17 protein-coding genes and 1 pseudogene are annotated in these 20,504 nt (G+C 67.3%); 10 read left to right on the plus strand and 8 right to left on the minus strand.

The window, feature by feature from the left end:
* Positions 1 to 42: 42 nt before the first annotated feature.
* Positions 43 to 939, minus strand: coding sequence for a helix-turn-helix transcriptional regulator (locus ACFY5D_RS13245; RefSeq protein WP_387530396.1), 897 nt, complete (start codon positions 937 to 939; stop codon positions 43 to 45).
* A 729-nt stretch (positions 940 to 1,668) separates the two neighbouring features.
* On the opposite strand from ACFY5D_RS13245, the gene ACFY5D_RS13250 reads away from it, so the two are divergent.
* Entirely contained in the window at positions 1,669 to 1,842 is a 174-nt protein-coding gene (locus tag ACFY5D_RS13250; RefSeq protein WP_387530399.1) for a DUF4113 domain-containing protein, read from the plus strand.
* A 37-nt stretch (positions 1,843 to 1,879) separates the two neighbouring features.
* On the opposite strand, the gene ACFY5D_RS13255 is transcribed toward ACFY5D_RS13250, so the two are convergent.
* Both ACFY5D_RS13255 and ACFY5D_RS13260 read right to left on the minus strand, forming a co-directional pair.
* On the minus strand, positions 1,880 to 2,842 hold the full coding sequence (locus tag ACFY5D_RS13255; protein WP_387530402.1) for an alpha/beta hydrolase: 963 nt from the start codon (positions 2,840 to 2,842) through the stop codon (positions 1,880 to 1,882).
* A gap of 149 nt (positions 2,843 to 2,991) precedes the next feature.
* Positions 2,992 to 4,563 (minus strand): cation:proton antiporter, encoded by a 1,572-nt coding sequence (locus ACFY5D_RS13260; RefSeq protein WP_387530404.1) that lies wholly within the window; start codon positions 4,561 to 4,563, stop codon positions 2,992 to 2,994.
* Positions 4,564 to 5,008: 445 nt separating this feature from the next.
* Here ACFY5D_RS13260 and ACFY5D_RS13265 point away from each other — a divergent pair, with 445 nt between their 5' ends.
* The 3 genes from ACFY5D_RS13265 to ACFY5D_RS13275 all read left to right on the plus strand — a co-directional run bounded on the left by ACFY5D_RS13265 (position 5,009) and on the right by ACFY5D_RS13275 (position 9,256).
* On the plus strand, positions 5,009 to 6,490 hold the full coding sequence (locus ACFY5D_RS13265; protein ID WP_387530407.1) for an MFS transporter: 1,482 nt from the start codon (positions 5,009 to 5,011) through the stop codon (positions 6,488 to 6,490).
* A gap of 100 nt (positions 6,491 to 6,590) precedes the next feature.
* Positions 6,591 to 8,264: an amidohydrolase gene (locus tag ACFY5D_RS13270; protein ID WP_387530410.1), complete on the plus strand. Its 1,674-nt coding sequence runs from the start codon at positions 6,591 to 6,593 to the stop codon at positions 8,262 to 8,264.
* Positions 8,264 to 9,256 (plus strand): CobW family GTP-binding protein, encoded by a 993-nt coding sequence (locus ACFY5D_RS13275; RefSeq protein WP_387530413.1) that lies wholly within the window; start codon positions 8,264 to 8,266, stop codon positions 9,254 to 9,256. Before ACFY5D_RS13270 ends, ACFY5D_RS13275 begins: the two co-directional genes overlap by 1 nt.
* 31 nt (positions 9,257 to 9,287) lie before the next feature.
* Here ACFY5D_RS13275 and ACFY5D_RS13280 read toward each other — a convergent pair whose 3' ends face one another.
* Positions 9,288 to 9,986 carry a helix-turn-helix transcriptional regulator gene (locus ACFY5D_RS13280; protein ID WP_387530416.1) on the minus strand — a complete coding sequence of 233 codons (699 nt, stop codon included), beginning with the start codon at positions 9,984 to 9,986 and terminating at the stop codon, positions 9,288 to 9,290.
* 73 nt (positions 9,987 to 10,059) lie between these two features.
* On the opposite strand from ACFY5D_RS13280, the gene ACFY5D_RS13285 reads away from it, so the two are divergent.
* Both ACFY5D_RS13285 and ACFY5D_RS13290 read left to right on the plus strand, forming a co-directional pair.
* Complete coding sequence (locus ACFY5D_RS13285; RefSeq protein WP_387530419.1) at positions 10,060 to 10,791, plus strand: alpha/beta fold hydrolase; 732 nt, start codon at positions 10,060 to 10,062, stop codon at positions 10,789 to 10,791.
* Between the two features lie 72 nt (positions 10,792 to 10,863).
* Positions 10,864 to 10,965: pseudogene (locus ACFY5D_RS13290) on the plus strand (IS481 family transposase); the annotation flags it as partial.
* A gap of 139 nt (positions 10,966 to 11,104) precedes the next feature.
* Here the strand turns inward: ACFY5D_RS13290 and ACFY5D_RS13295 are convergent.
* On the minus strand, positions 11,105 to 12,541 hold the full coding sequence (locus ACFY5D_RS13295; RefSeq protein WP_387530422.1) for a CitMHS family transporter: 1,437 nt from the start codon (positions 12,539 to 12,541) through the stop codon (positions 11,105 to 11,107).
* 190 nt (positions 12,542 to 12,731) lie between these two features.
* On the opposite strand from ACFY5D_RS13295, the gene ACFY5D_RS13300 reads away from it, so the two are divergent.
* Positions 12,732 to 14,474, plus strand: coding sequence for an ATP-binding protein (locus ACFY5D_RS13300; protein WP_387530425.1), 1,743 nt, complete (start codon positions 12,732 to 12,734; stop codon positions 14,472 to 14,474).
* 5 nt (positions 14,475 to 14,479) lie between these two features.
* Positions 14,480 to 15,145, plus strand: a complete 666-nt coding sequence (locus tag ACFY5D_RS13305; RefSeq protein WP_387530428.1) for a response regulator — start codon at positions 14,480 to 14,482, stop codon at positions 15,143 to 15,145.
* A 30-nt stretch (positions 15,146 to 15,175) separates the two neighbouring features.
* Here ACFY5D_RS13305 and ACFY5D_RS13310 read toward each other — a convergent pair whose 3' ends face one another.
* The 3 genes from ACFY5D_RS13310 to ACFY5D_RS13320 all read right to left on the minus strand — a co-directional run bounded on the left by ACFY5D_RS13310 (position 15,176) and on the right by ACFY5D_RS13320 (position 17,992).
* Positions 15,176 to 15,634 (minus strand): SSI family serine proteinase inhibitor, encoded by a 459-nt coding sequence (locus ACFY5D_RS13310; protein WP_387530431.1) that lies wholly within the window; start codon positions 15,632 to 15,634, stop codon positions 15,176 to 15,178.
* 60 nt (positions 15,635 to 15,694) lie between these two features.
* Positions 15,695 to 16,600, minus strand: coding sequence for a 3-methyladenine DNA glycosylase (locus tag ACFY5D_RS13315; RefSeq protein WP_387530434.1), 906 nt, complete (start codon positions 16,598 to 16,600; stop codon positions 15,695 to 15,697).
* 105 nt (positions 16,601 to 16,705) lie between these two features.
* Positions 16,706 to 17,992 carry an aspartate kinase gene (locus ACFY5D_RS13320; protein ID WP_387530437.1) on the minus strand — a complete coding sequence of 429 codons (1,287 nt, stop codon included), beginning with the start codon at positions 17,990 to 17,992 and terminating at the stop codon, positions 16,706 to 16,708.
* Positions 17,993 to 18,301: 309 nt separating this feature from the next.
* Between ACFY5D_RS13320 and ACFY5D_RS13325 the strand changes: the two genes are divergently transcribed.
* Positions 18,302 to 19,282 (plus strand): ABC transporter ATP-binding protein, encoded by a 981-nt coding sequence (locus tag ACFY5D_RS13325; RefSeq protein ID WP_387530439.1) that lies wholly within the window; start codon positions 18,302 to 18,304, stop codon positions 19,280 to 19,282.
* The gene (locus ACFY5D_RS13330) at positions 19,279 to 20,379 is read left to right on the plus strand and encodes an ABC transporter permease (protein ID WP_387530441.1); all 1,101 of its coding nucleotides are present in this window, start codon (positions 19,279 to 19,281) and stop codon (positions 20,377 to 20,379) included. The genes ACFY5D_RS13325 and ACFY5D_RS13330 overlap by 4 nt, the downstream gene beginning before the upstream one ends.
* The last annotated feature ends 125 nt before the right edge of the window (positions 20,380 to 20,504 follow it).

A 20,504-nucleotide genomic window follows, 5' to 3' on the forward strand; every position in this document is an offset into this window, starting at 1 on the left:
CATCAGGATCGGCACCGGGCACCTTTTCTTGCCGGATACTTCTTACTGTTTGTGGCCGCGGCCGGCCAACGACGGGTCGGCGAGGGCCGGATTGTCATGGGTGGCGGCCCAGGATGCCAGCATCCGCAGGGCGTCGGCCGTGGGAGAGCCCTCAGGCGCCGTGTACACGTTCATGACCAGACCGGGTTCGCTGGGCAGTTCCATCGACTGGTAGTTCAGGTCGAGGTCGCCGACGACGGGGTGGTGCAGCCGCTTGAGCCCGCTGCGGTGGAAGACGACGTCCCGTGATGCCCAGCGTTCCCTGAAGAGCTCGCTCTGCGTCGACAGCTCGCCGACCAGTCGGATCAACTGCGGATCGTGCGGGTTGCGGCCTGCCTCGAGGCGCAGCATCGCCGCCGCGTCGTTGGCGACCTGGTCGTAGTCGCGCCAAAACGTGCGAGCCGCGGGGTTGAGGTAGGTGAACCGGGTGGTGTTCACGGGACGGCGAGGGTCCTCGAACACCGGAAGGTAGAGGGCCCTGCCCATTCGGTTGGCGGCCAGGATGTCGTGCCGGCCGTTGCGCACCCAGGCAGGGGCGTCCGTCATGGCGTCGAGCACCTGCTGCACCTCGGGGCGCACAACCAATGTGGGGCTGCGCTTCTTGCGTGCCGGGCCTGCAGCGCGGGCCAGCTCGAAGAGGTATTCGCGCTCGGCCTCGTCGAGCCGAAGGGTCCGGGCGATTGCATCCAGGACGCTTTCCGAGGCGCCAGCCAGGTTGCCGCGTTCCAGGCGCACGTAGTAGTCGACGGAGACGCCGGCAAGCATTGCGACTTCCTCGCGCCGCAGCCCGGGGACGCGGCGGTTGCCGCCGTACGCGGGCAGGCCCGCCAGTTCCGGGGTGACCCTGGCACGCCGGGAACCCAGGAACTCACGAATGTCTGCACGCACGTCATCTCCCATGTTTCCAACCATAGGCTTTCCGTCACGCGGGCGGGAGGCCCTGCCAGTACCCGTCGACGGGCTACGCCTCGTAGTCGAAACGCACGTGTGTCAGGCGGAGGCTCCTGCCACCCTGCAAACCAAAGTTCGTTGTCACCCCTCAGCCTGTCACCTGCAGGAAGCGCCAGTGGTAGTTCGTACTGACGGGTTTCACCAACCATTCTCCAGCACTTGGCTTGTCTGAATCGTGAGTGGCGAACGTATGACGAGCATTCAAGGTCGAATCACGTTACCTTGCTCGAACCAGGTTTCGTTGTTGAGAGATTGATCGAAGCGCTTCCGGATGCTAACCGTAAAATTCTGCAGGCTGTGCCGAGTAGAGGGTTGTCAGATGTGCCGTTATCGGCGATTGGTCGGAAGTCCCGTGAACTTGACCCCTCACGATATGACGGCATGGTTGCGGTGCGCCCAGCAGGCTTCGGCCCGGTTGCACCAGCCCAACCGGCAGGCACGAGTGCTGACGGCCCGGGCGATGACGGGCCATTTCAATGCCAACCGGCCCCATGGCCCCGCCGTCACCGATGCGCTGTCGGGTCCGACTTCCGATCCCCTTGCTGCTCTCCCGTGCGGCCATGGAGCTGCTGCCGCGGATCGTGGATTGGATGAAGTACGCCAGGGTCGGGATTGTGGTGACCGGCCTACGTCCCGTGAGGACGCCGCCCACGATCGATCCGTTCTTGAAGCGGCACGATGCAAAGGAAATCGGTCCAGATCCAGCGGATCAGGCAATGCCATGGGGCCGGCGCGGCGGGCCTTGGCCTGGCGGGTTTTAAAACCGGGCCGCGGTGGGCGAAGAAGCGGGAGATGATGTCCCAGCGTTCCACCGCGCACTGGGACGAATTGCTGACCGTCAAATCCAGTTGAGCATATGGCAGCCGTCAAAAAGAGTTCGGGGCGAGTGTCAGGCCTCGAGCATGCGGGTGAGCCAGCGGTTGCGGGTGTCGACCATGGCGAGCGAGACCTGGGCCTGCGGGGCGAAGCCGTCGAACCCATGGAAGCCGCCGGGCCAGACATGCAGCTCGGCGTTGCCGCCGACGGCCCAGATGTTCGAGGCGTAGGCGACGCACTCGTCGCGGAACACCTCCGCGCTGCCCACGTCGATGAAGGTCGGGGGAAGGCCGGAGAGGTCCTCGGCGCGCGCCGGGGCGGCGTAGATCGACACGTCGCCGGTGCCCCGGCGGTCGCCGAGGAGTGCGTTCCACCCGGTGAAGTTGCTGGTGCGGTCCCAGACGCCGATGCCCTGGAACTGGTGGGAGGAGACGGTGTCGTTGCGGTCGTCGAGCATCGGGTAAATGAGCAGCGAGGCGCGCAGGGCAGGCCCCTGCCGGTCGCGGGCCAGCAGTGTGACGCCCGCAGACAGGCCGCCGCCGGCGGATGCGCCGCCGACGACGATCCTGGCCGGGTCGATGCCGAGCTCCGCGGCGTTTTCGGCCGTCCAGACGAGGCCCGCGTAGCAGTCCTCGACCGGCACCGGGTCGGGGAACTCGGGGGCGAGCCGGTACTCGACGCTCACGATCACGGCGCCGTGGCTGGCGACGTAGGGGAGGAAGGCTTGCACGCCGGAGAAGCGGTTGCCGATCACCATGCCGCCGCCGTGGATGTGGTAAATCCCGGGGCCCGCGGTTTCCTGGCCGGGACGGCGGTAGATCGAGACGACGATCTCGGCGCCGTCGTGGCCGGGGATGGTGCGTTCCTCATGCACGGCCCCGACGGCGGCGACCTGGTCATCGAGCGTCGGGTCGGCTGGCATCTGCCGCATGAGGGGGATCATCTCGGGAGTGATGGTGGAAGGGACTGCCCTGGCGACAAGGCCGAGGGCGGCGTCTAGTTCGGGATCGAACGGCGGGGCGGTGTAGCTGGGCATGGCGGACCTCCAGTGGTCGGGTCACCGCGACAGTGCGGCCTGGTTCAATGTTTGCAAAGGCGGCCGGATGCCGCGACCGCCACCCGCGGCCGATTGCGGGTGGGGAACCCGCCGCGTGGCGGGTTCCTCCAGCAATCCGCCGCTTTCCGTCAGTGGTCCAGCGTGACGGTGCGCAGGTCCAGCCGGCGCAACACGCGGTCCACCAGTTCGGGGTCGTTGCCCGGCTCGTTGCGGGCCTTCAGCATTTCCTCGCGGGCCGCGTCCAGCGCCTCGCGCTGCACGTCATCCATGATGGTGAGCACCTGCTTCAGGCGCAGCATCTTTTCCGGGTCCTCCTCGAAGTCGGCCTCCAGGATGGTGTGCAGCGAGGACATGCGGCGGGCCAGCGCGTCGCGGCGCTTCTGCGGCAGCGCGGCCGCGGCCTGGGAGCGTTTCATGGTTTCCAACGCGACCTTTTCCGCCCGGCGGGCCAGCGAGCGCTGGGTGCGTTCCTCCGCGGCGTGGTCGTTGGGCAGCTTGAGCGCACGCATCAGGGCCGGCAGCGTCAGTCCCGGGACCACCAGGGTGGCGACCAACACGGCGGCGGCCGTGGCGACCACGAAGTTGCGCCCTTCCAGCGGCTCGCCGTTGGCCATCGTGGTCGGGAGCGCGAGCGCCAGGGCCAGCGTCGCCAGCCCCCGCATGCCGCACCAGGTGAGGACCAGGACCTCCTTGAGCGAGCCCGGCGTGTGGTTCTTGCGTTCGGTCCCGCCCATCTTGAACATCGCCATCATCCAGAGGAACCGCACCAGGATGACGGCGATGCAGATCGCCGCGATGCCGGGGATGAACGTGAACAGGTTCCGGCCCTCGTCCTGGATGATGTAACGCATCTCGATGCCCACCAACCCGAAGGCGACGCCGGTGGTCAGCAGCTCCACGACCTCCCAGAAAGCGGTGCGGGTCAGGCGTTCCTCGGAGTCCTGTGGCCGAGCGCGGCGCCCCAGTTCCAGGGCGGTGACAACCACCGCGACGACGCCCGAGAAGTGGACCTCTTCGGCCAGGAGGTAGACGGCGTAGGGTGCCACGAGCGTGGCGGCCGAACGGGCCACGAGGTTGGGCACGAAGCGGTTGAGCGTGCCGACGACCCAGGCCATGGCCAGGCCCAGCACCACGGCCCCCGCGGCTCCGATCAGGAACTTCGGAACGACTTCCCAGCCGACCTCGCCGCCGCTGAGGGCCGCGGAGACCGCGGCCTGGAAGATCACGATCGCCATCGCGTCGTTGAACAGGCCCTCGGTCTGCAGCACGGTGATGAGCCTGCGCCGCATCTTGACCTTGCTGGCGATGGCCTCGACGGCCACCGGGTCCGGCGGGGCAACGATCGCGCCCAGCGCGATGGCCATCGGCAGGCTCAGCGCCGGGGCGATGAACCAGGCCGCGCCGGCGGCCACCACGGTTGTCACAACCACCAGCAGGACCGCCAGCAGCACCAGCGAACGCCAGCGCAGGCGGAAGATCGACCAGGAGCTTCGCTGGGCGGCCGCGTAGAGCAGCGGCGGCAGGAAGAGCGGAAGGATGAGCTCGGGGTTGATGTGGACTTCCGGAATGAAGGGCAGGAACGCCGCCCCGGCGGAAAACACGAGCATCAAGATCGGGTAGGGCAGCCGTATTCGCTCGCCAAGACCCGCGACGAGCACCGTTCCGAACAGCAGGCCAACCAACAACAGCAAAAATTCCACGTTTTAGCCCCTTTCCCGAGTCTCGATTTTTTCACACCCACATGACGGCGGTGTTAACGGGGACTCCGCGTGACGCGAACGGCGCGCCCGCCTGGACCCTGAAAAATGCCTGCAAACTGGTACTTTGATGGACATGGACGGGTCTGGCATAGTGACTTGCACCACGCGGAAACGTGAAACGAGAGTACAGTTCTCAAAATGCAAAACCTCGGTTTTCCGGTGAAACACGCGCCAAGCGTGCTCGCCGAGGCGGTGTGGTGGCGCTCGGCCCGCGGGCGGGAGATTTCCCGTGCGGGTGCCTTGCGCCGGCGACATATGTGAACACGCAATTTCCACCCAATGACAACCATGGCGTCATGGCCGGTGCCGACCCCCTCGGGAGTCCCGCGGCCCGATCCGCCCCCACAGTGCCCGAGCAACGTGGGAAAGCCCCAGGGAGAAACCTATGCCTCGCACTTCAGCCCCCAGCGTACGGGTGGCCCCCGGAATCCCGCTGAAAATGAGCGCCATCGTCGGATTCCTGATTTTCGTGGAATTCACCAGCGGATTCGTCCAGGGCTTCTACATCCCCCTGTACGGTTCGCTGACCAAGCGGCTGGAGATCACCGATGCCGACATCACCTGGTTCGTGACGCTGTGGACGCTTTCCTCGGCCGTCTGCATCCCGGTGCTGGCCAAGCTCGGCGACATCTTCGGCCACCGGAAGATGCTCAGGGTCGCCGTGCTCGCGGTGCTGGTCGGCGTCTGTTTCGTGGCGTTCTCGCAGAACTACGCGTTGGTGCTCATCGGGCGCATCCTCACAGGTCCGCTCTCGGTGTGGCTGCCGCTGGAAATCGCCATGGTCCACGACCGCATCTCCGGGGAGGGCGCCCGCAAGTCGGTCGGCCTGCTGATTTCCTTCCTGACCATCGGCGTGATCGTCGGCATGCTGGCCTCCGGTGTCATCGCCGGGCTGAACTGGAACTTCACCATGGTGCTGCTGGTGCCGGCCGCCGTCACCGCGCTCTGCGTGCTGGTGGTCTTCTTCCTGGTCCCCGAATCGACGGTCAGGTCCGCCTCGACAGTTGACTACGTGGGCTTCCTGGGACTCGGCGCCTCGATGGTGACGCTGCTGCTGGGCCTGAGCGGGATCAAGACGTACGGGATTTCCTCCCCGCAGGTGATCCTGCTCCTGCTGCTCTGCGTGGCCATCACCGTGGCCTGGGTGTTCTGGGAATCCAGGACCGCCTGCCCGGCCATCGACCTCAAGCTGGTCTGCTCGCGCCTGATGTGGCCGCCGTACCTCACGGCCTTCCTCTTCGGCACGGTGATGCTCGGAACCCAGACCATCGGCACGACCTTCCTGGCCGCAAAGCCGGAGGTGGTGGGCTTCGGCTTCGCCCTGGCGCCGGGCATGATCTCCCTCCTGAGCGCCGGAATCACGTTGATGAGCTGCATCGCAGCCGGCGTCTTCGCCTACGTCGCCCGCGGAATCGGCATGCGGGGGGTGCTGCTGCTGGGCGTGTCGATGGGGGCGACCGCGAATCTGCTGCTGGTGCTCTTCCACGATGTCTTTGCGATGGTGCTGGCCTACCAGTGCCTCACCGGCCTGGGATTCGGCCTGCTGCTGGGCGCCCTCCCGTCGCTGGTGGCCGAGCTGTCCCCGGCGGACCAGACGGGAATCGCAGCCGGCATCTACAACTCGCTCAAGACCCTGGGCGGCGCCGTCGGCGGCGCGGTCTTCGGCGTCATCCTGGCGTCAGCGATCGGGCCGGGCGGCGGCGCGTCGATCGCCTCCTACCAAGCGGTGTGGGTCATCTGCATCGTGGTGCTGGGCCTGTGCATCATCTCGCTGTTGTTCATGCGCACGGAGAGGGCCCCGGAATCGGCCAGGTCGCGCCCCGCAACACCACATGCCGAGGAAGAGCTCAGCACGTCGGCGCGCTAAGCATGCCCCCTCCGCGCTACCGTTCAGGTGTGGGTGTCGGCCCGCACCCGAACGGCAGCGCGGAAACCCCGCCAATCTTGACGACGACCCAGGAGAGCCCATGAACAGCCAAACCGTCATCTACCCGGCCAGGATCGTGCGGACCATGGACCCCTCGCGGCCCGTGGCCCGGGCCGTGGCCGTGCGGGACGGGCTCGTCCGCGCCGTCGGAACCGTCGAGGAACTCGGCGTCTACCCGAACACCGTGATCGACGAACGCTACGCGGACATGGTGATCGTTCCGGGGTTCGTCGAGGCGCACGCCCATGCAGGCTCCGGCGGGATGTGGGACGGCCAGGTCTACGTCGGCTACTTCGACCGCACCGACCCCGACGGGAACCCGTGGCCCGGATGCACCAGCACCGAGGCCATCCTGGAACGCCTGCGCGAGGCCGAGGCGGCACTCGCGGACCCGCTGGAACCGCTGCGCGCATGGGGGATGGACAACATCTACTTCCCCGACAGCAGCATCCTGGTCCGCGAACTCGACACCGTCACCGCCACCCGGCCGATCCAGGTCAACCACGCCAACGGCCACGTTGCGGTCGTGAATTCGGCGGTGCTGGCCATGGCCGGGATCGACGCCTCCACGACCACCGAGGGTGTGGAAAAGTACGCCGACGGCACGCCGAACGGCGAGCTGCGCGAGTTCGCGGCCATGGGACTGGTCCACGAGCTGTTCGGCGGCGGGCTGCTCGCACTCTCGCCGCGCACCCTGAAGAACTTTGCGCAGGACGCGGTGAACCAGGGAGTCACCACCATCACCGACCTCGGCTCCATGGGGCTGCTCACCGAGGAGGGGCGGGCGGCGTACGCGGACACCGTGGACGAGGACTTCCCGGTCCGGCTGAACGTCTTCCAGTTCGGCATGGGGCTGGGCACCGGGTCGCTTCCCGAGACGACGGCCGAGGCGCTGGCCGCGGTGAAGCGGCTGGGTCACTCGAAGCTGCGCTTCGGGAACGTCAAGCTCATGCTGGACGGCTCGATCCAGGGGTTCACCGCGCGGTTGCTGGCCCCCGGCTACCTGGGGGACCAGCCCAACGGCATCTGGAACACCACGCCGGAGGAATTCGAGGCGGCCTTCGCCGCCTTCCACCGGGCGGGGCTGCTCATCCACGTGCACTGCAACGGCGACCAGGCCAGCGCGCTCTTCCTGGACACGCTTGAATCGGTGCTCACCAAGTACCCGCGGCCCGACCACCGGCACACCATGACCCACTCCCAGCTGACCACCCAGGCGCAGTACCGCCGCGCCGCCGCGTTGGGCGCCTGCGCGAACATCTTCTCCAACCACCTTTGGTACTGGGGCGACCAGCACGCCGACAGGATCCTGGGCTGGGACCGCGCCTCCCGGATGGATGCGACCCGCTCGGCGCTCAACGCCGGCGTCCCGATCTCGCTGCACTGCGACGCCCCGGTGACCGAACTGAGCCCGCTGAAGACCATGAAGCACGCCATCACCAGGTTGACCCCCTCGGGGCGGATCCTGGGCGAGCACGAACGCCTCACCGTCGGGGAAGCGCTGCACGCCGTCACCCTGGGCGCCGCCTACATGTTGAAAATGGACGGCGAGGTCGGGTCGATCGAGGCCGGGAAACGGGCGGACCTGGCGATCCTCGAGCAAGACCCCTACGAGGTGGCGCCGGAGGAGATCGGCGGGATCCGCGTGGCCGGCACCATGCTTGGCGGCCGCCACCAGGATGCCAAGCGCGGCGCCCTGGCATCGGCGGACTGATGCCGGTACCCCTGACCATCGTCGGCGGCTACCTGGGGGCGGGCAAGACCACCCTCATCAACGACCTGCTCGCCCAGGCCGGCCAACGGATCGCGGTGGTCGTCAACGACTTCGGCGAGGTCAACATCGACGCCAAGCTCATTCGCTCGGCGGACGGGGACACCATCGAGCTGGTCAACGGGTGCATCTGCTGCAGCCTGAGCGACGGGCTCGGCGAGCTGCTGCCGCGGCTGGCGCGCCGGGACGACCTGGACGCGGTGGTGGTCGAGGTCAGCGGCGTGGGTGAACCGGGCAAGCTCGCCGGCTGGATGGGGTATCCCGGGTTCAGTGCCGGGGGAGTGCTGGTCTGCGCCGACGCCGGCGCGCTGGGCCGGCTCGCCGGGGATCGCTATGTCGGTGACACCGTCACGGCGCAGCTGAAGGTGGCCGACCTGGTCCTGCTCACCAAGGGCGACGCTGCGAGCCCCACGCAGTCGGCCGCGGCCCGCGAGGTGCTTGAAGGAGCCAATCCCGGTGTCCCCGTGCTGCATACCCGGCGTGGCCCCGGGCGCTGGGAGGAAATCGACGTTGCCCTGGCCGGTGCGTTGGCGCCCGGTCGCGGGTTCGGCGGCGCCGGGAACAACGCGGCCAACAGCGAGGCGCCGGATTCCGGCCTTCCCTCGGCGGAGAACCTGCACCGCAGCGCGCGGCTGCACAGCCGCGCGCCGATCGACCGCGCGGGGCTGGTGCGCGCGCTGGAAGCCGTCGCGTCCCTGCTGGTCCGGGCCAAGGGGATCGTGCGCCTGGGCTCCGCACCGGACCGGGCCACGGTGCTGCAGTTCAGTTCCTCCGGCATCGAACTCGTCCCCGGCGGCCCGTGGGCTTTCGGGGACGAATCCGAACTCGTGCTCATCGCCGCGGGCTCGGATGCCGAGAAGGACCTGGCCAGGGCGACGGCCGAGCTGGCCCGGTGGTTTGAACCTCCGGTGCCGACGGAGCCCCTCGGCACCTAGCTGTACCGACCGGAGAGGTTGATTGAGTGGCTCACTCGTCACGACCGTGTACCGGTCTGGCGTTCGCTGGGGGTTCTCCGACTTCGTGGATGGTGTGGCCGCTGCAGGCGGTCTTGGTTACGGTGGCCTGCTCGATGCGCGAAACGGTAAACCATCGTATTGCGTCGCGCATCCGGCACCATCCAACCAAGTACCACTGGCCGTTCGTGGAGGCGAACAGCACGGGCTCGACGTCACGGGTGGTCGTGGTCCCGTCTCTCGAGGTGTATCGAATGCGGATGACGCGCTGCTCGGCCATCGCCTCCTCCAGCGCCGACTTGGTCGCGCGCGAGGACGAGGGAAGCGCGTTGACCCACACACGGAGGGCCAGCTCGTCGGCTCTTGCTCGGGTTCCGGGATCGAGGACGTCCAGGATCTTCTTGACACCGGCTGCTGCCAGATCGGCGTAGGGGGCATCGGGCGCAGCTGACACAGCCGCCATGAGCGCCACAGCCTGCGCCGGAGACAGGCTGACGGGTGGCAGGGACGCGCCGACAGCCAATCCGTAGCCACCACCCGGACCTGGGCGCGACCATAGGGGCGCGCCGCTGTTCTCCAGCGCATCGAGGTCTCTCTTGATGGTCCGCACGGACACCTCGAACTCTCTCGCCAACCGTTCGGCGGAGACTCCCCGCGCGCCGCTGCGGCGCAACATCTCTGATAGGGCATGGAGCCGTTCTGCTCGCTTCACTGCTCAGACCCAGGCAAATTCATGACATAAATAGTGACACACCATTGTCCGTAGGGCCTGCGAGAGTTGTGGCATGACAACCACTGCGAGCAGTCCGACCATCATTCTCATCGCCGGCCACTGGCTGGGCGCTTGGGCCTGGGATGAAGTTCTTGAACACCTGAAAACCGACCACCCTCGTGCCATCGCGATGACACTGCCCGGTCTCGACGCGCACGATCCTGAGCGTGCGACTAAAACCCTCGACGCCCAGGCTGAAGCAATCCTGGGCGTCATGACTCAACACGGTAATCAGCCTGCAATTCTCGTCGCCCACAGCGGGGCCAACGCTCCCGTCAGCCTCGTCATGGACCGATACCCCGAGCTAGTCCACCGGGTAGTGTGGGTCGATTCCGGCCCTGTGGCGACGGGAACTGTCTTCGCCCCAGACCTCCCGGAGGAGTTGGAGGAGCTTCCGCTGCCGCCCTTCGACGTCCTTGCACAGCAGGCGAGCCTCGAAGGCCTGAGCGCAGAGGTTCTCGAGCGGTTTCGGGCCCGGGCCGTCCCTGAGCCCGGCCCCGTGCTTCGCCAGCCCATCGAGCTCACCGACGACGCCCGCCGCAAGGTCCGGACGACCTTGGTCTGTTGCTCAATCCCTGGTGCGCAGGTGTTGGAGCTGGCCCAAACCGGCCATCCCATGTTCACCGAAGTCGCGAACCTTCAAAACCTCGATGTCATTGACCTCCCGACGGGCCATTGGCCCATGTGGAGCAGTCCCCGCGACCTCGCCAAGATCATCCAGTCAGAGGCTTGTCGAACCAACTGAACTGCACGCTCGACCTGAAGGGGCCGGCCGAATCCGGCTGGCCCCTTTCCGTCTCCGAGGGAATTCACGACCCACCCGAACGCTGCTCTCACAACGCTCCACCGGCCAAAGGTCGCCCGCCTCGCCGTCGATGATGGTTGGCCGATCAGCGAAGTTGCCGCCCTTTTCACGATTGATCAACGTGTCCGATCAGTACGCCTAGCCGAAGCCACACCCAACGAAACCGCGCCCGCATCCGCGGCCACCCGGTTCCAGAAAAGGAACGGGCGGCCGTGGAGGCAGGCGCGGCGAACGTTGATGCGTGGTGCGGTGGTTAGCCGATGCCGATGGCTCCGGTCACCACGCCCACGGTGAGCATGACCAGCGAAACGATCAGTGCTCGCCAGAGGACCTTCTTGTGGTGCTCGCCCAGGTCGACCTTGGCCAGCGAAACCAGCAGCAGGATGGCCGGGACCAGCGGGGACTGCATGTGCACCGGCTGGCCGGTGATCGAGGCGCGGGCCATGTCCACGGCGGGGATGCCGTAGTGGGCGCCGGCCTCGGTGAGCACCGGCAGGATGCCGAAGTAGAAGGCGTCGTTGCTCATGAAGAACGTTGCGGGGATGGAGATCAGCCCGGTGAGGATCGCCAGCAGCGGGCCCATGGAGGCGGGGATGACGTCGACCAGCCAGGCGCTCATGGCCTCGACCATGCCGGTTCCGGAGAGCACACCGGTGAGCACCGCGGCGGCCAGCACCATGGAGACCACGGCGATGACCGAGGATGCGTGGGAGGCGATCATCTTGGCCTGGTCGGAGATCTTCGGGAAGTTCACCAGCAGGGCCACGGCGGTGCCGACCATAAAGAGGTAGGACAGCGGGACCAGGTCCAGGATCAGCAGCACCATGATGCTAACGGTCATCGCCAGGTTGAAGATGAACAGCTTGGGGCGCAGGGTCTCGCGGGTCGGGTCCAGCACGGTGCCGTTCATGGTGGCGGTTTCGGTGCCGTCGCCCAGCACCGCAACCTGCTCCATCAGCGCGGTGCCGCGGCCGCCAACCGTCGGGGTGCCGTTGGCGATGCGCGATGCCGGGGACTTGGGAGTGCCGCCGGTGATGTTCAGGGTCGAGCCCGTGCCCCAGCGCAGCGGATCCTCGCGCTGAAGGCGCTTGCGTTCGGAGATGCCCATGGCCCAGGCGAAGGCGAAGACCGCGACCAGGCCGGCACCCAGCGCCGGAAGCATCGGGACGAACACCTCGGAGGCGTCGACGTGCAACGCGGCGGCGGCGCGGGCCGTCGGGCCGCCCCACGGGACGATGTTCAGCGTGCCGTTGGTCAGGCCGGCCACACAGGTCAGCACCACCGGGCTCATGCCCAGGCGCTGGTAGATCGGCAGCAATGCGGCGGTGACCACGATGAACGTGGTCGACCCGTCGCCGTCCAGGGAGATCAGGCCGGTGAGCAGCGCGGTGCCGATGACGACCTTGGCAGGGTCGTTGCCGACCAGCTTCAGGATGCCGTCGACCAGCTTGTCGAAGAGTCCCACGTCGATCATGATGCCGAAGTACATGATGGCGAACATGAGCAGCGCGGCGGTTCCGGACATCGACTTCACCGCGTCCATCACCATGTCGCCGATGCCGAGGCCCGCCCCGGCGAAGAGGCCGAAGATGGTGGGCACGATGATCAGCGCCAGCAACGGGGTCATGCGCTTGGTCATGATGAGCGCCATGAACGTGGCGACCATCAGGAACCCGAGTGCTACCAGCATGGGGGATCTCCTTGGGGTGAGGTGTGTGGGTGGGAGCCGTGCCGGGTGCAGTGCTGCGAACGGTGACAGGCTGTGACCCACAACGCTACGTGTGCCAGATCACGTTGGTTCTGTTGTGCGCACAAAGCGGTCTTCTTCCCCTAAAAACCTTTTTGCTCATAAAGCTCACCGCAGGTTCTAGACTTGGTGCATGTCCCCAGCAACAAAGCCAGGCCGCGGTTTTGCCGCCCGCATCATGACCCTGCAGTTCGCGGTGCTCGGCCTGCTGATCGTGGTGGTCACGGTCGCGACGATCATCGTGAGCTACAACAGGGTGTTCGAGCGGGCGGAGATCGCCTCGCTGGCCATCGCCCGCTCCGTCGCGGCCACCGGGCAGGTGCGCGAGGAGGTGGCGCGCTACTCGGCGCTGGAGACCCTCGACCTGGAGGAATTGCGCACCGGGCCGCTGCAGCAACTCGCCGACGACGTGCGCGGCCGCGCCGGGGCCGACTTCGTGTCGATCGTCGAGGACCGCGGGCTGCGGCTGGCCCACCCGCACCCCGATGAAATCGGCAAGCCTGCATCGACCGACCCGGTGGCGCTGAGGGGCATCGAGGCGGTCTTGCGTGAACGCGGCTCGCTGGGCGACTCGGTGCGGGCCAAGGTCCCGGTCTATGCCCCCGGTTCCGACCAGGTCGTCGGGCAGGTCTCGGTGGGTGTGGTCACCGACTCGCTGACCGGGGCGCTGCTGACCTCCGTCTCCTGGATCCTGCTCTTTGCGGCGCTTGCCGCCGCCCTGGCGATCGTTGCCGGGCGGGTGACAGTGCGCCGGCTCAAGGCCCAGACCCTGGGACTGGAGCCCGCGGAAATGGCGCAGCTGCTCCGCGACCAGGACGCCGTGCTCTACGGCGTGGAGGACGGGGTGATCGGCATCGGCCGGGACGGGCGCATCAGCGTGCGGAACAAGGCGGCCCGCCTCATGCTGGGCCTTCCGCACCGCCACGAGTCGGCCGACATCGTGGGCCAGCCCTACGCGGAGGCGGGGCTGCCGCCGGCGTTGGTCGGCGCCATCGACGCGGGGGAGCCCGTCACGCTCCGCCTGGAAACCGACAAGTCGGCGCTGGTGGCAACCGTGCATCCGGTGCTCCGCGAAAACCACGACCTGGGCAAGGTGGTGCTGCTGCGCGATGTCACCACCATCGAAACCCTCGGTTCCCGGCTGGACGCCGTGGAAACCATGGCGGGCGCCCTGCGTGCCCAGCGCCACGAATTCGCCAACCGGTTGCACACCATTTCCGGCCTGCTGCACAACGGCAACACCGCGGAGGCCCAGGAGTACCTGGGCGAGGTGATCGAATCCGGCCCGGTGCGCGAACCCGTGCAGAACCTCGAGGCCATCGACGACACCTACCTGCGCGCGTTCCTCGGCGCCAAGGGGGTCAGCGCCCACGAGCGCGGCGTGGTGCTGCGCGTCGGCGAGGAAAGCGCGCTGTACGGGCGGCTCAACGATGCCCAGGACGCCATCGCGGTGCTGGGCAACCTCATCGACAACGCCCTGAGTGCCGCGGTGGAAGGCCCCGCCCCGCGCTGGGTGGAGGTCGACCTGCTCGGCGAGGGAAACACCCTGCACATCGCGGTTGCCGATTCCGGGGCCGGGGTGCCGGCCGGGATGGACGTCTTTGCCGAGGGCGTGAGCTCCAGGTCCGGCAACCCGGACCAGGAACACGGCCACGGCGTGGGCCTGCCGCTGATCCGCCGGTTGGCCCGGACCCACGGCGGCGATGTGTGGATTGCCGACCCGGGCCGAACGCACCCGGCCGACGGCGACCGGCAGATGCCCGGCGACGAGACTGACGAAGCACCGCCCGCCGGCGCGGTGTTCGCCGCCCGGCTGCCCGGTGTGCTCACAACCGAACCAACGACCAACGAACCAGCGACCCCCGAAAGGCCATGATCCCCATGAATCCGACCAACGACCTGCGGGTCCTGGTGGTTGACGACGACTTCAGGGTCGCCGCCCTGCACGCCAGCTACGTGGACGAGGTCCCGGGGTTCACCGCCCTGACGCCGGTCCACGACGCCCGCATGGTTCCACGGGTCGTGGCCGAGGAAAAGCCCGACCTGTTGCTGCTGGACGTGTACCTGCCGCAGGGCTCGGGCCTGGACCTGCTGGCCACCTTGGACGTCGACGCGTTTGTGCTCTCCGCGGCCACCGAGGCCGACGCCGTGCGCACAGCCATCCGGCGCGGCGCCCTGGGCTACCTGGTCAAGCCGTTCGACCCCAAGCTGCTGGCCGCAAGGCTGCGCTCATACGCCCGCTACCGCAGGCAACTGGACTCGGCGACCGTGCTGGACCAGGGGGCGATCGACCGGGCGCAGCGCACGCTGCTGGCCGGGGACGACGCGGGAACCGCCGTGCCGACCCCCACCGAGCAGGCCGTGCTTGCCGCGGTGGCCGCCACCGGCGAGCCGGCAACCGTCATGCAGGTGGCCACCGCAGTGGGCATCTCCCGGGCCACGGCCCAGCGCTACCTGGCGACCCTGGTCCAGGCGGGTTCGCTGCGCCTGGAGCTGACCTACGGCAGCCGCGGGCGGCCCGAGCACCGCTACCTGGTCCAGGGCTAGAACCTCCGGCCGGTGCCGCGGCCCGGGATGTCAGTTTCCGGTGGGCTGCTCCACCAGCAGGGGCAGCGCGTCGCCCCACGCGGAAATGCCGCAGCCGTTTTTCAGGTCGAACTCCCGGGCCACGGCCTTGCCGTCAACGGTCCCGGTGACGCTTGCGGTGGCCGGGCCGCCGTATTGCTCCGTGCACATCTGGTTGGCGGGTGCCGGGTCCAGGACCTGCGGGTGCTTGGCCAGCAGTTCGCAGGCCTCGGCCGCGCGTGGGTGCTTGCTGGTTTCAAGTGCCGTCGCCCCCGCGCACTGCAGGGAATACTCGGCGCTGGTCGTCTTGCCGTCGGCGCGGACCACGACGTCCAAATCGACGGTGGCGACCGGGGCGGACGGCGACGTGGTCGGCGGGGCCGATGACTGGCCTGGCCCCCCGCCGTTGCCGCCGCAACCGGCCAACAGGACCACGGCCGCGAACAGCGTTGCCGTTACGGGGATCCGCATGCGGGGACTCATTCTGGTTTCTCGCTCTCCCTAGTCAACCGGGACGTTGGGGCCCGTGTGCTAAGTCTGTTCCAGCGGCAGCGCCTGGGCAAGGGCCAGCAACCTGCCGCGCAATTCCTGCGCCCGGTCCGCGAAGTCCTTCTGCCGGCGCACGTACTCGGCCTTGCCCGCTGGAGTCTCGATGCGGATCGGCTCGTGCCCCCATTCCAGGAGGTCGTACGGGGAGGCCTTCATGTCCATGGTGCGGATGTCCCACGCAAGCTCGAAGCAGTCCATCACCAGCTCGCTCGGCACCGCCGGGGTGAGCTTGTACGCCCACTTGTACAGGTCCATGTTGGCGTGCAGGCAGCCGGGCTGTTCCAGGTTGCGCTGGGTCTCGCGGGTTGGCTGCAGGTCGTTCAGCGGCACGGCCTCCGGGGTGTAGAACCGGAATGCGTCGAAGTGCGTGCAGCGGATCTTGTGTTCCTCGACCACCGCGTCGGTTCCCTCGGCGCCCAGGCGCAGCGGCAGGTATTCGTGCCGGATGCCGTTCTGCTCCGACTTGTAGGCCATGGCCCACTCGTGCAGGCCGAAGCAGGCGAAGTTCCCCGGGCGTTGCACGGTGCCGGCAAGGATGATCCGCGCAAACCGGACCGCCTCGAGGCGCGCCTCGGCAAACGACTCGACGTCGACGGTGTAGCCGCGCTCCCCGCTGCCCTCGTGGAGCACCTCGCGGTAGAACTTCCAGTCGGCACGCTCCCGCGCCCGCTCGCCGCCGAGTACCACGCCGGGGCCCGGGTGCCAGCGGTAGAGCTGCCCGGGTTTTTGCGTGTAGTAGGTGAAGAGGAAGTCCTCGATGGGGTGCTTCTCGCGCTTCATGCGCCGCGCGGTGAACGGTTCCCCGAATCGCTTGGAACATTCCGCGTGGGCGGTTGCCAAGGGCAGCCACTGCTCTTCGGACAGCCAGACCAAGGTGGGGGATTGCATCCTCCCATTATCGCCGGGCGGGAGCCAAAGCCTTAAATGCAGTGGTCGGCGGCCTGCGAACCATCGGTCCGCAAGCCGCCGACCACTGCGGCGATGCTGTTTGGCCTAGCGGCCGGTGCCGCCGTACACGGTTGCCTCGTCATCGGAATCCAGGTCGAATGCCGCGTGGATGGCGCGAACCGCGGTGTCCAGCTTGTTGGCATCGGTGACGATCGAGATGCGGATTTCCGAGGTGGAGATCATGTCGACGTTCACGCCGGCCTGGTGCAGGGCCTCGAAGAAGGTGTAGGAAACGCCCGGGTTCGAGCGCATGCCGGCGCCGATCAGCGACAGCTTGCCGACGTTCTCGTTGTAGGAGATGTCCTCGAAGCCGATGTCTTCCTGCGCGCCGCGCAGGGCATCCAGCACGTCCTTGCCGTCGACCATGGGAAGGGTGAAGGAAATGTCGGTGCGTCCCGAACCGGAGGTCGAGACGTTCTGCACGATCATGTCGATGTTCGCATGGGCACCGGCGATCACACCGAAAATCTGGGCCGCCTTGCCCGGAATGTCCGGAACGCCAACAATGGTGACCTTGGCTTCGGAGCGGTCGTGGGCGACACCGGAGATGATGGGCTGTTCCAAGGGTTCTCCTTCTTGAATCTTGATTTGGTCGTCGGGGCTGGGAAGGACCCAGGTTCCTTCGTTGCTGCTGAAGGATGAGCGTACATGCAATGGAACCCCAAAGCGACGTGCATATTCAACGCAGCGCAGGTGTAGGATCTTGGCGCCGGAGGCCGCCATTTCCAGCATTTCCTCGCTGGAAATCGTGTCGATCTTGCGGGCGGTCGAGACCACGCGCGGATCTGCGGTGTAGATGCCATCGACGTCCGTGTAGATTTCGCAGACGTCGGCACCCAGGGCCGCTGCCAGCGCCACCGCCGTGGTGTCGGATCCGCCGCGACCCATGGTGGTCACGTCGTTGGATTCCTTGCTCATGCCCTGGAACCCGGCGACAATCGCCACGTAGCCGCGGTCGATGGCGCGGCGCACGCGCTGCGGGGAAACCTCGATGACGCGTGCCTTGCCGTGGATGGAATCGGTCATGACACCCGCCTGGGAGCCGGTGAACGACGCGGCCTTGGCGCCCAGGCCGTCGATGGCCATCGCCAGCAGGGCCATGGAAATGCGTTCGCCGGCGGAAAGGAGCATGTCCATTTCGCGTGCCGGCGCCTCGTCGGTCAGCTGGTTGGCAAGGTCGAGCAGCTCATCGGTGGTGTCACCCATGGCGGAGACGACGACGACGACTTCGTGGCCGGCGGACTTGGTGTCAATAATCCGACGGGCAACACGTTTGATGCCTTCGGCATCCGAAACGGACGATCCGCCGAATTTCTGGACAATCAGGCTCATGCGTCAGCACACTCCATGGTGGGGGTTTCTCAAATCTGGGAAGAACGCCGCAGGGGCGGCGTTGGATTCATTTTAGCCATTGTGGCGCACGGCCACGGCATTAGATGACCACGATGGGTCATATTCGACCCGCTCGCTGGTCTGATTGCTTGGTCGAATGTCGCGCGGGTCACCTTTTTGGCAGTCCGGCACCCGGAAGGAGCCAATACGTCAATTCGATAACGGAACCCCGTCAAACGGGACGTGACTGGGCCCGGTGCGTAGGGTTGGGGGCAATGTTCGCGTCTTGAATCGGGGAAGTAGCAGCTCATGGAATCCGAAGTCCCAAGTCCCGGCGGGGTGCTGGAACGCAAAAACACCCGCGCGGGCGGCATTGTCGCCACCGGCCTGGCCCGCTCGTTCGGACCGGTGAAGGCCGTCGAGAACATCGATTTCCGGGCGGAGCCCGGCGAGGTCACGGCGCTGATCGGCCCCAACGGGTCCGGCAAGACCACGCTCCTGTTGATGCTCGCTTCCTTGTTGCGCCCCGACAGCGGTTCGATCTCCGTTGCCGGCCTCGATCCGGCGACGAACCCGCGCGCGGTGCGCGCTGTGCTCGGCTGGATGCCGGACACCCTGGGCGTCTGGGAATCGCTGACCGGCCGGGAAATCCTCACCACCGTCGCGGCGCTCTACGGCATGGACAAGAAGCGCGCGGCGGTGCGTGCGGCGGAATTGCTTGAGCTGGTAAGCCTTGGCGACCTGGCCGACACCCCTGCCCGGGTGTTTTCGCGCGGCCAGGCGCAAAGGCTCTCGCTGGCCCGCGCACTGATCAACGACCCCGCGGTGTTGTTGCTTGACGAGCCGGCCAGCGGCCTGGACCCGGGAGCCCGGGTCCAGCTGAGGTTGTTGCTCAGGCAGCTGGCCGACGGCGGGAAGACCGTGGTGATCAGCTCCCACGTGCTGGCGGAGCTTGATGAAATGGCGGACGCCGCGGTGTTCATCTCCAAGGGGCACACCGTGCGCAGCCAAACCCTCGCCGAGGCCGGGGCACAGACCCGCGGCTACACCATCGCAAGCCTCGATGTCCCGGCACTGCGCAGGGTCCTCGAGGAAAACCAGGTCGAGGCCTCCTACCAACACGATCTCGACTCGCCCCGCGGCAACGCCAAAACCCGGCTCGCCGGAGAAGCCGAGGCTGCGGCACTGCTGAACGCACTTGTCACGGCGGGTGTTCCCGTCACCGCCTTCGCCCCGTCCTCCGGACTGCTTGAAGAGACCTACCTGAGCCTTGAGGAAGGAGCGCAATGAGCGCCCCCGTCACGCAGCGCCCGCCAGAAACGACCTCGACCCTGGGCTACCTTGCCGGGATCGGAACGATCTTCAAGCTGGAGATCCTCCAGCGCGTGAGGAGCCGCGGCTGGTACATCATGCTCGCGATCTGGTTCCTGGTGATCGCCGGCGTCGTGGCACTGGCCGCGGTCAGCGTCGGGTCCGAGGGCTTCGGCGCGGGCCAGGTGATGTTCGAGCTGGTCGTCGCGTTTGTCCTGTTCTTCGGAATGCTCATTGCCCCGGCCCTGAGCTCGAACTCCATCACCGGCGACAGGGCCAACGGCACCCTTGCCATCCTGCAAAACACCCTGCTCACGCCGGGGCAATTGCTGATCGGCAAGTGGCTTGCCGCATGGATCGCTTCCCTGGGATTCCTGGTGGTGACGATTCCGCTGATCGGCTGGGCCATGACCTACGGGGACGTGTACCCGCCGGGTGTTCCCGTGCTCCTGGGCATGCTGGCCCTGGAACTGGCGGTTGTCTGCGCGATCGGGGTCGGCGTCTCGGCCCTGGCCAACCGGACCCTGTTCGCGGTGCTCATCTCCTACCTCCTGGTGGCCATGCTGGGCCTCGGAACGTTGATCGGCTTTGGCCTGAGCATGGAACTGGTCAAGACCGACGTCATGGTTTCCGAGCAAGTCTGGCCCGACGAGTACTCCAACGGGGACGGATCCGTCGCGTGGGACGAGAACAACTACACCTGCGGGACGGCGCTCTACCCCCAGACGACCTACGCCACCGAGCGCATCACCTGGCTGCTGGCGGCCAACCCGTTTGTGGTGGTGGCCGACGCGGCGCCGCGTCCGGCACCGGACCCGAGCAGCCAGTCCTTCGACACGATGGGGCCGATGGGCGGAATCAGCGAGACCGTGCGCATGTCGCAGGCCGGGCAGATGACTTTCACCCCGTGCATCAACGGGGTCAAGAGTCCCGAGGCGTCGCCCGCGAATGCGACACCGCTGTGGCCGCTGGGCCTGGGCCTGCAGCTGCTGTTGGCCGCCGGGCTTCTGGTGGCGGGACGGCGCAAGCTGCATACCCCCGCCGGGAAGCTGGCGTCGGGAACCCGCATCGCCTGACATCGGTCCTCCGGGAAGGCATGGCCGCGGGCCGGCGGGCGTGTCCTGCCGGCGCGGGCATGCAGGACGTCTTCCGAAAAGGCCGGGCCAGTAGGGGCGTTGCCGGACCGCGCATAGGCTGGTCG

This window comes from Paeniglutamicibacter sp. NPDC012692 (assembly GCF_042901625.1).
GTDB lineage: Bacteria > Actinomycetota > Actinomycetes > Actinomycetales > Micrococcaceae > Paeniglutamicibacter.

Bases quoted from the DNA above. Each gene is read 5' to 3' on its own strand.
- ACFY5D_RS13245 (WP_387530396.1), bottom strand. From the start codon at position 939: ATGGGAGATGACGTGCGTGCAGACATTCGTGAGTTCCTGGGTTCCCGG.
- ACFY5D_RS13250 (WP_387530399.1), top strand. From the start codon at position 1,669: ATGCAAAGGAAATCGGTCCAGATCCAGCGGATCAGGCAATGCCATGGG.
- ACFY5D_RS13255 (WP_387530402.1), bottom strand. From the start codon at position 2,842: ATGCCCAGCTACACCGCCCCGCCGTTCGATCCCGAACTAGACGCCGCC.
- ACFY5D_RS13265 (WP_387530407.1), top strand. From the start codon at position 5,009: ATGCCTCGCACTTCAGCCCCCAGCGTACGGGTGGCCCCCGGAATCCCG.
- ACFY5D_RS13270 (WP_387530410.1), top strand. From the start codon at position 6,591: ATGAACAGCCAAACCGTCATCTACCCGGCCAGGATCGTGCGGACCATG.
- ACFY5D_RS13275 (WP_387530413.1), top strand. From the start codon at position 8,264: ATGCCGGTACCCCTGACCATCGTCGGCGGCTACCTGGGGGCGGGCAAG.
- ACFY5D_RS13285 (WP_387530419.1), top strand. From the start codon at position 10,060: ATGACAACCACTGCGAGCAGTCCGACCATCATTCTCATCGCCGGCCAC.
- ACFY5D_RS13295 (WP_387530422.1), bottom strand. From the start codon at position 12,541: ATGCTGGTAGCACTCGGGTTCCTGATGGTCGCCACGTTCATGGCGCTC.
- ACFY5D_RS13300 (WP_387530425.1), top strand. From the start codon at position 12,732: ATGTCCCCAGCAACAAAGCCAGGCCGCGGTTTTGCCGCCCGCATCATG.
- ACFY5D_RS13305 (WP_387530428.1), top strand. From the start codon at position 14,480: ATGAATCCGACCAACGACCTGCGGGTCCTGGTGGTTGACGACGACTTC.
- ACFY5D_RS13310 (WP_387530431.1), bottom strand. From the start codon at position 15,634: ATGCGGATCCCCGTAACGGCAACGCTGTTCGCGGCCGTGGTCCTGTTG.
- ACFY5D_RS13315 (WP_387530434.1), bottom strand. From the start codon at position 16,600: ATGCAATCCCCCACCTTGGTCTGGCTGTCCGAAGAGCAGTGGCTGCCC.
- ACFY5D_RS13320 (WP_387530437.1), bottom strand. From the start codon at position 17,992: ATGAGCCTGATTGTCCAGAAATTCGGCGGATCGTCCGTTTCGGATGCC.
- ACFY5D_RS13325 (WP_387530439.1), top strand. From the start codon at position 18,302: ATGGAATCCGAAGTCCCAAGTCCCGGCGGGGTGCTGGAACGCAAAAAC.
- ACFY5D_RS13330 (WP_387530441.1), top strand. From the start codon at position 19,279: ATGAGCGCCCCCGTCACGCAGCGCCCGCCAGAAACGACCTCGACCCTG.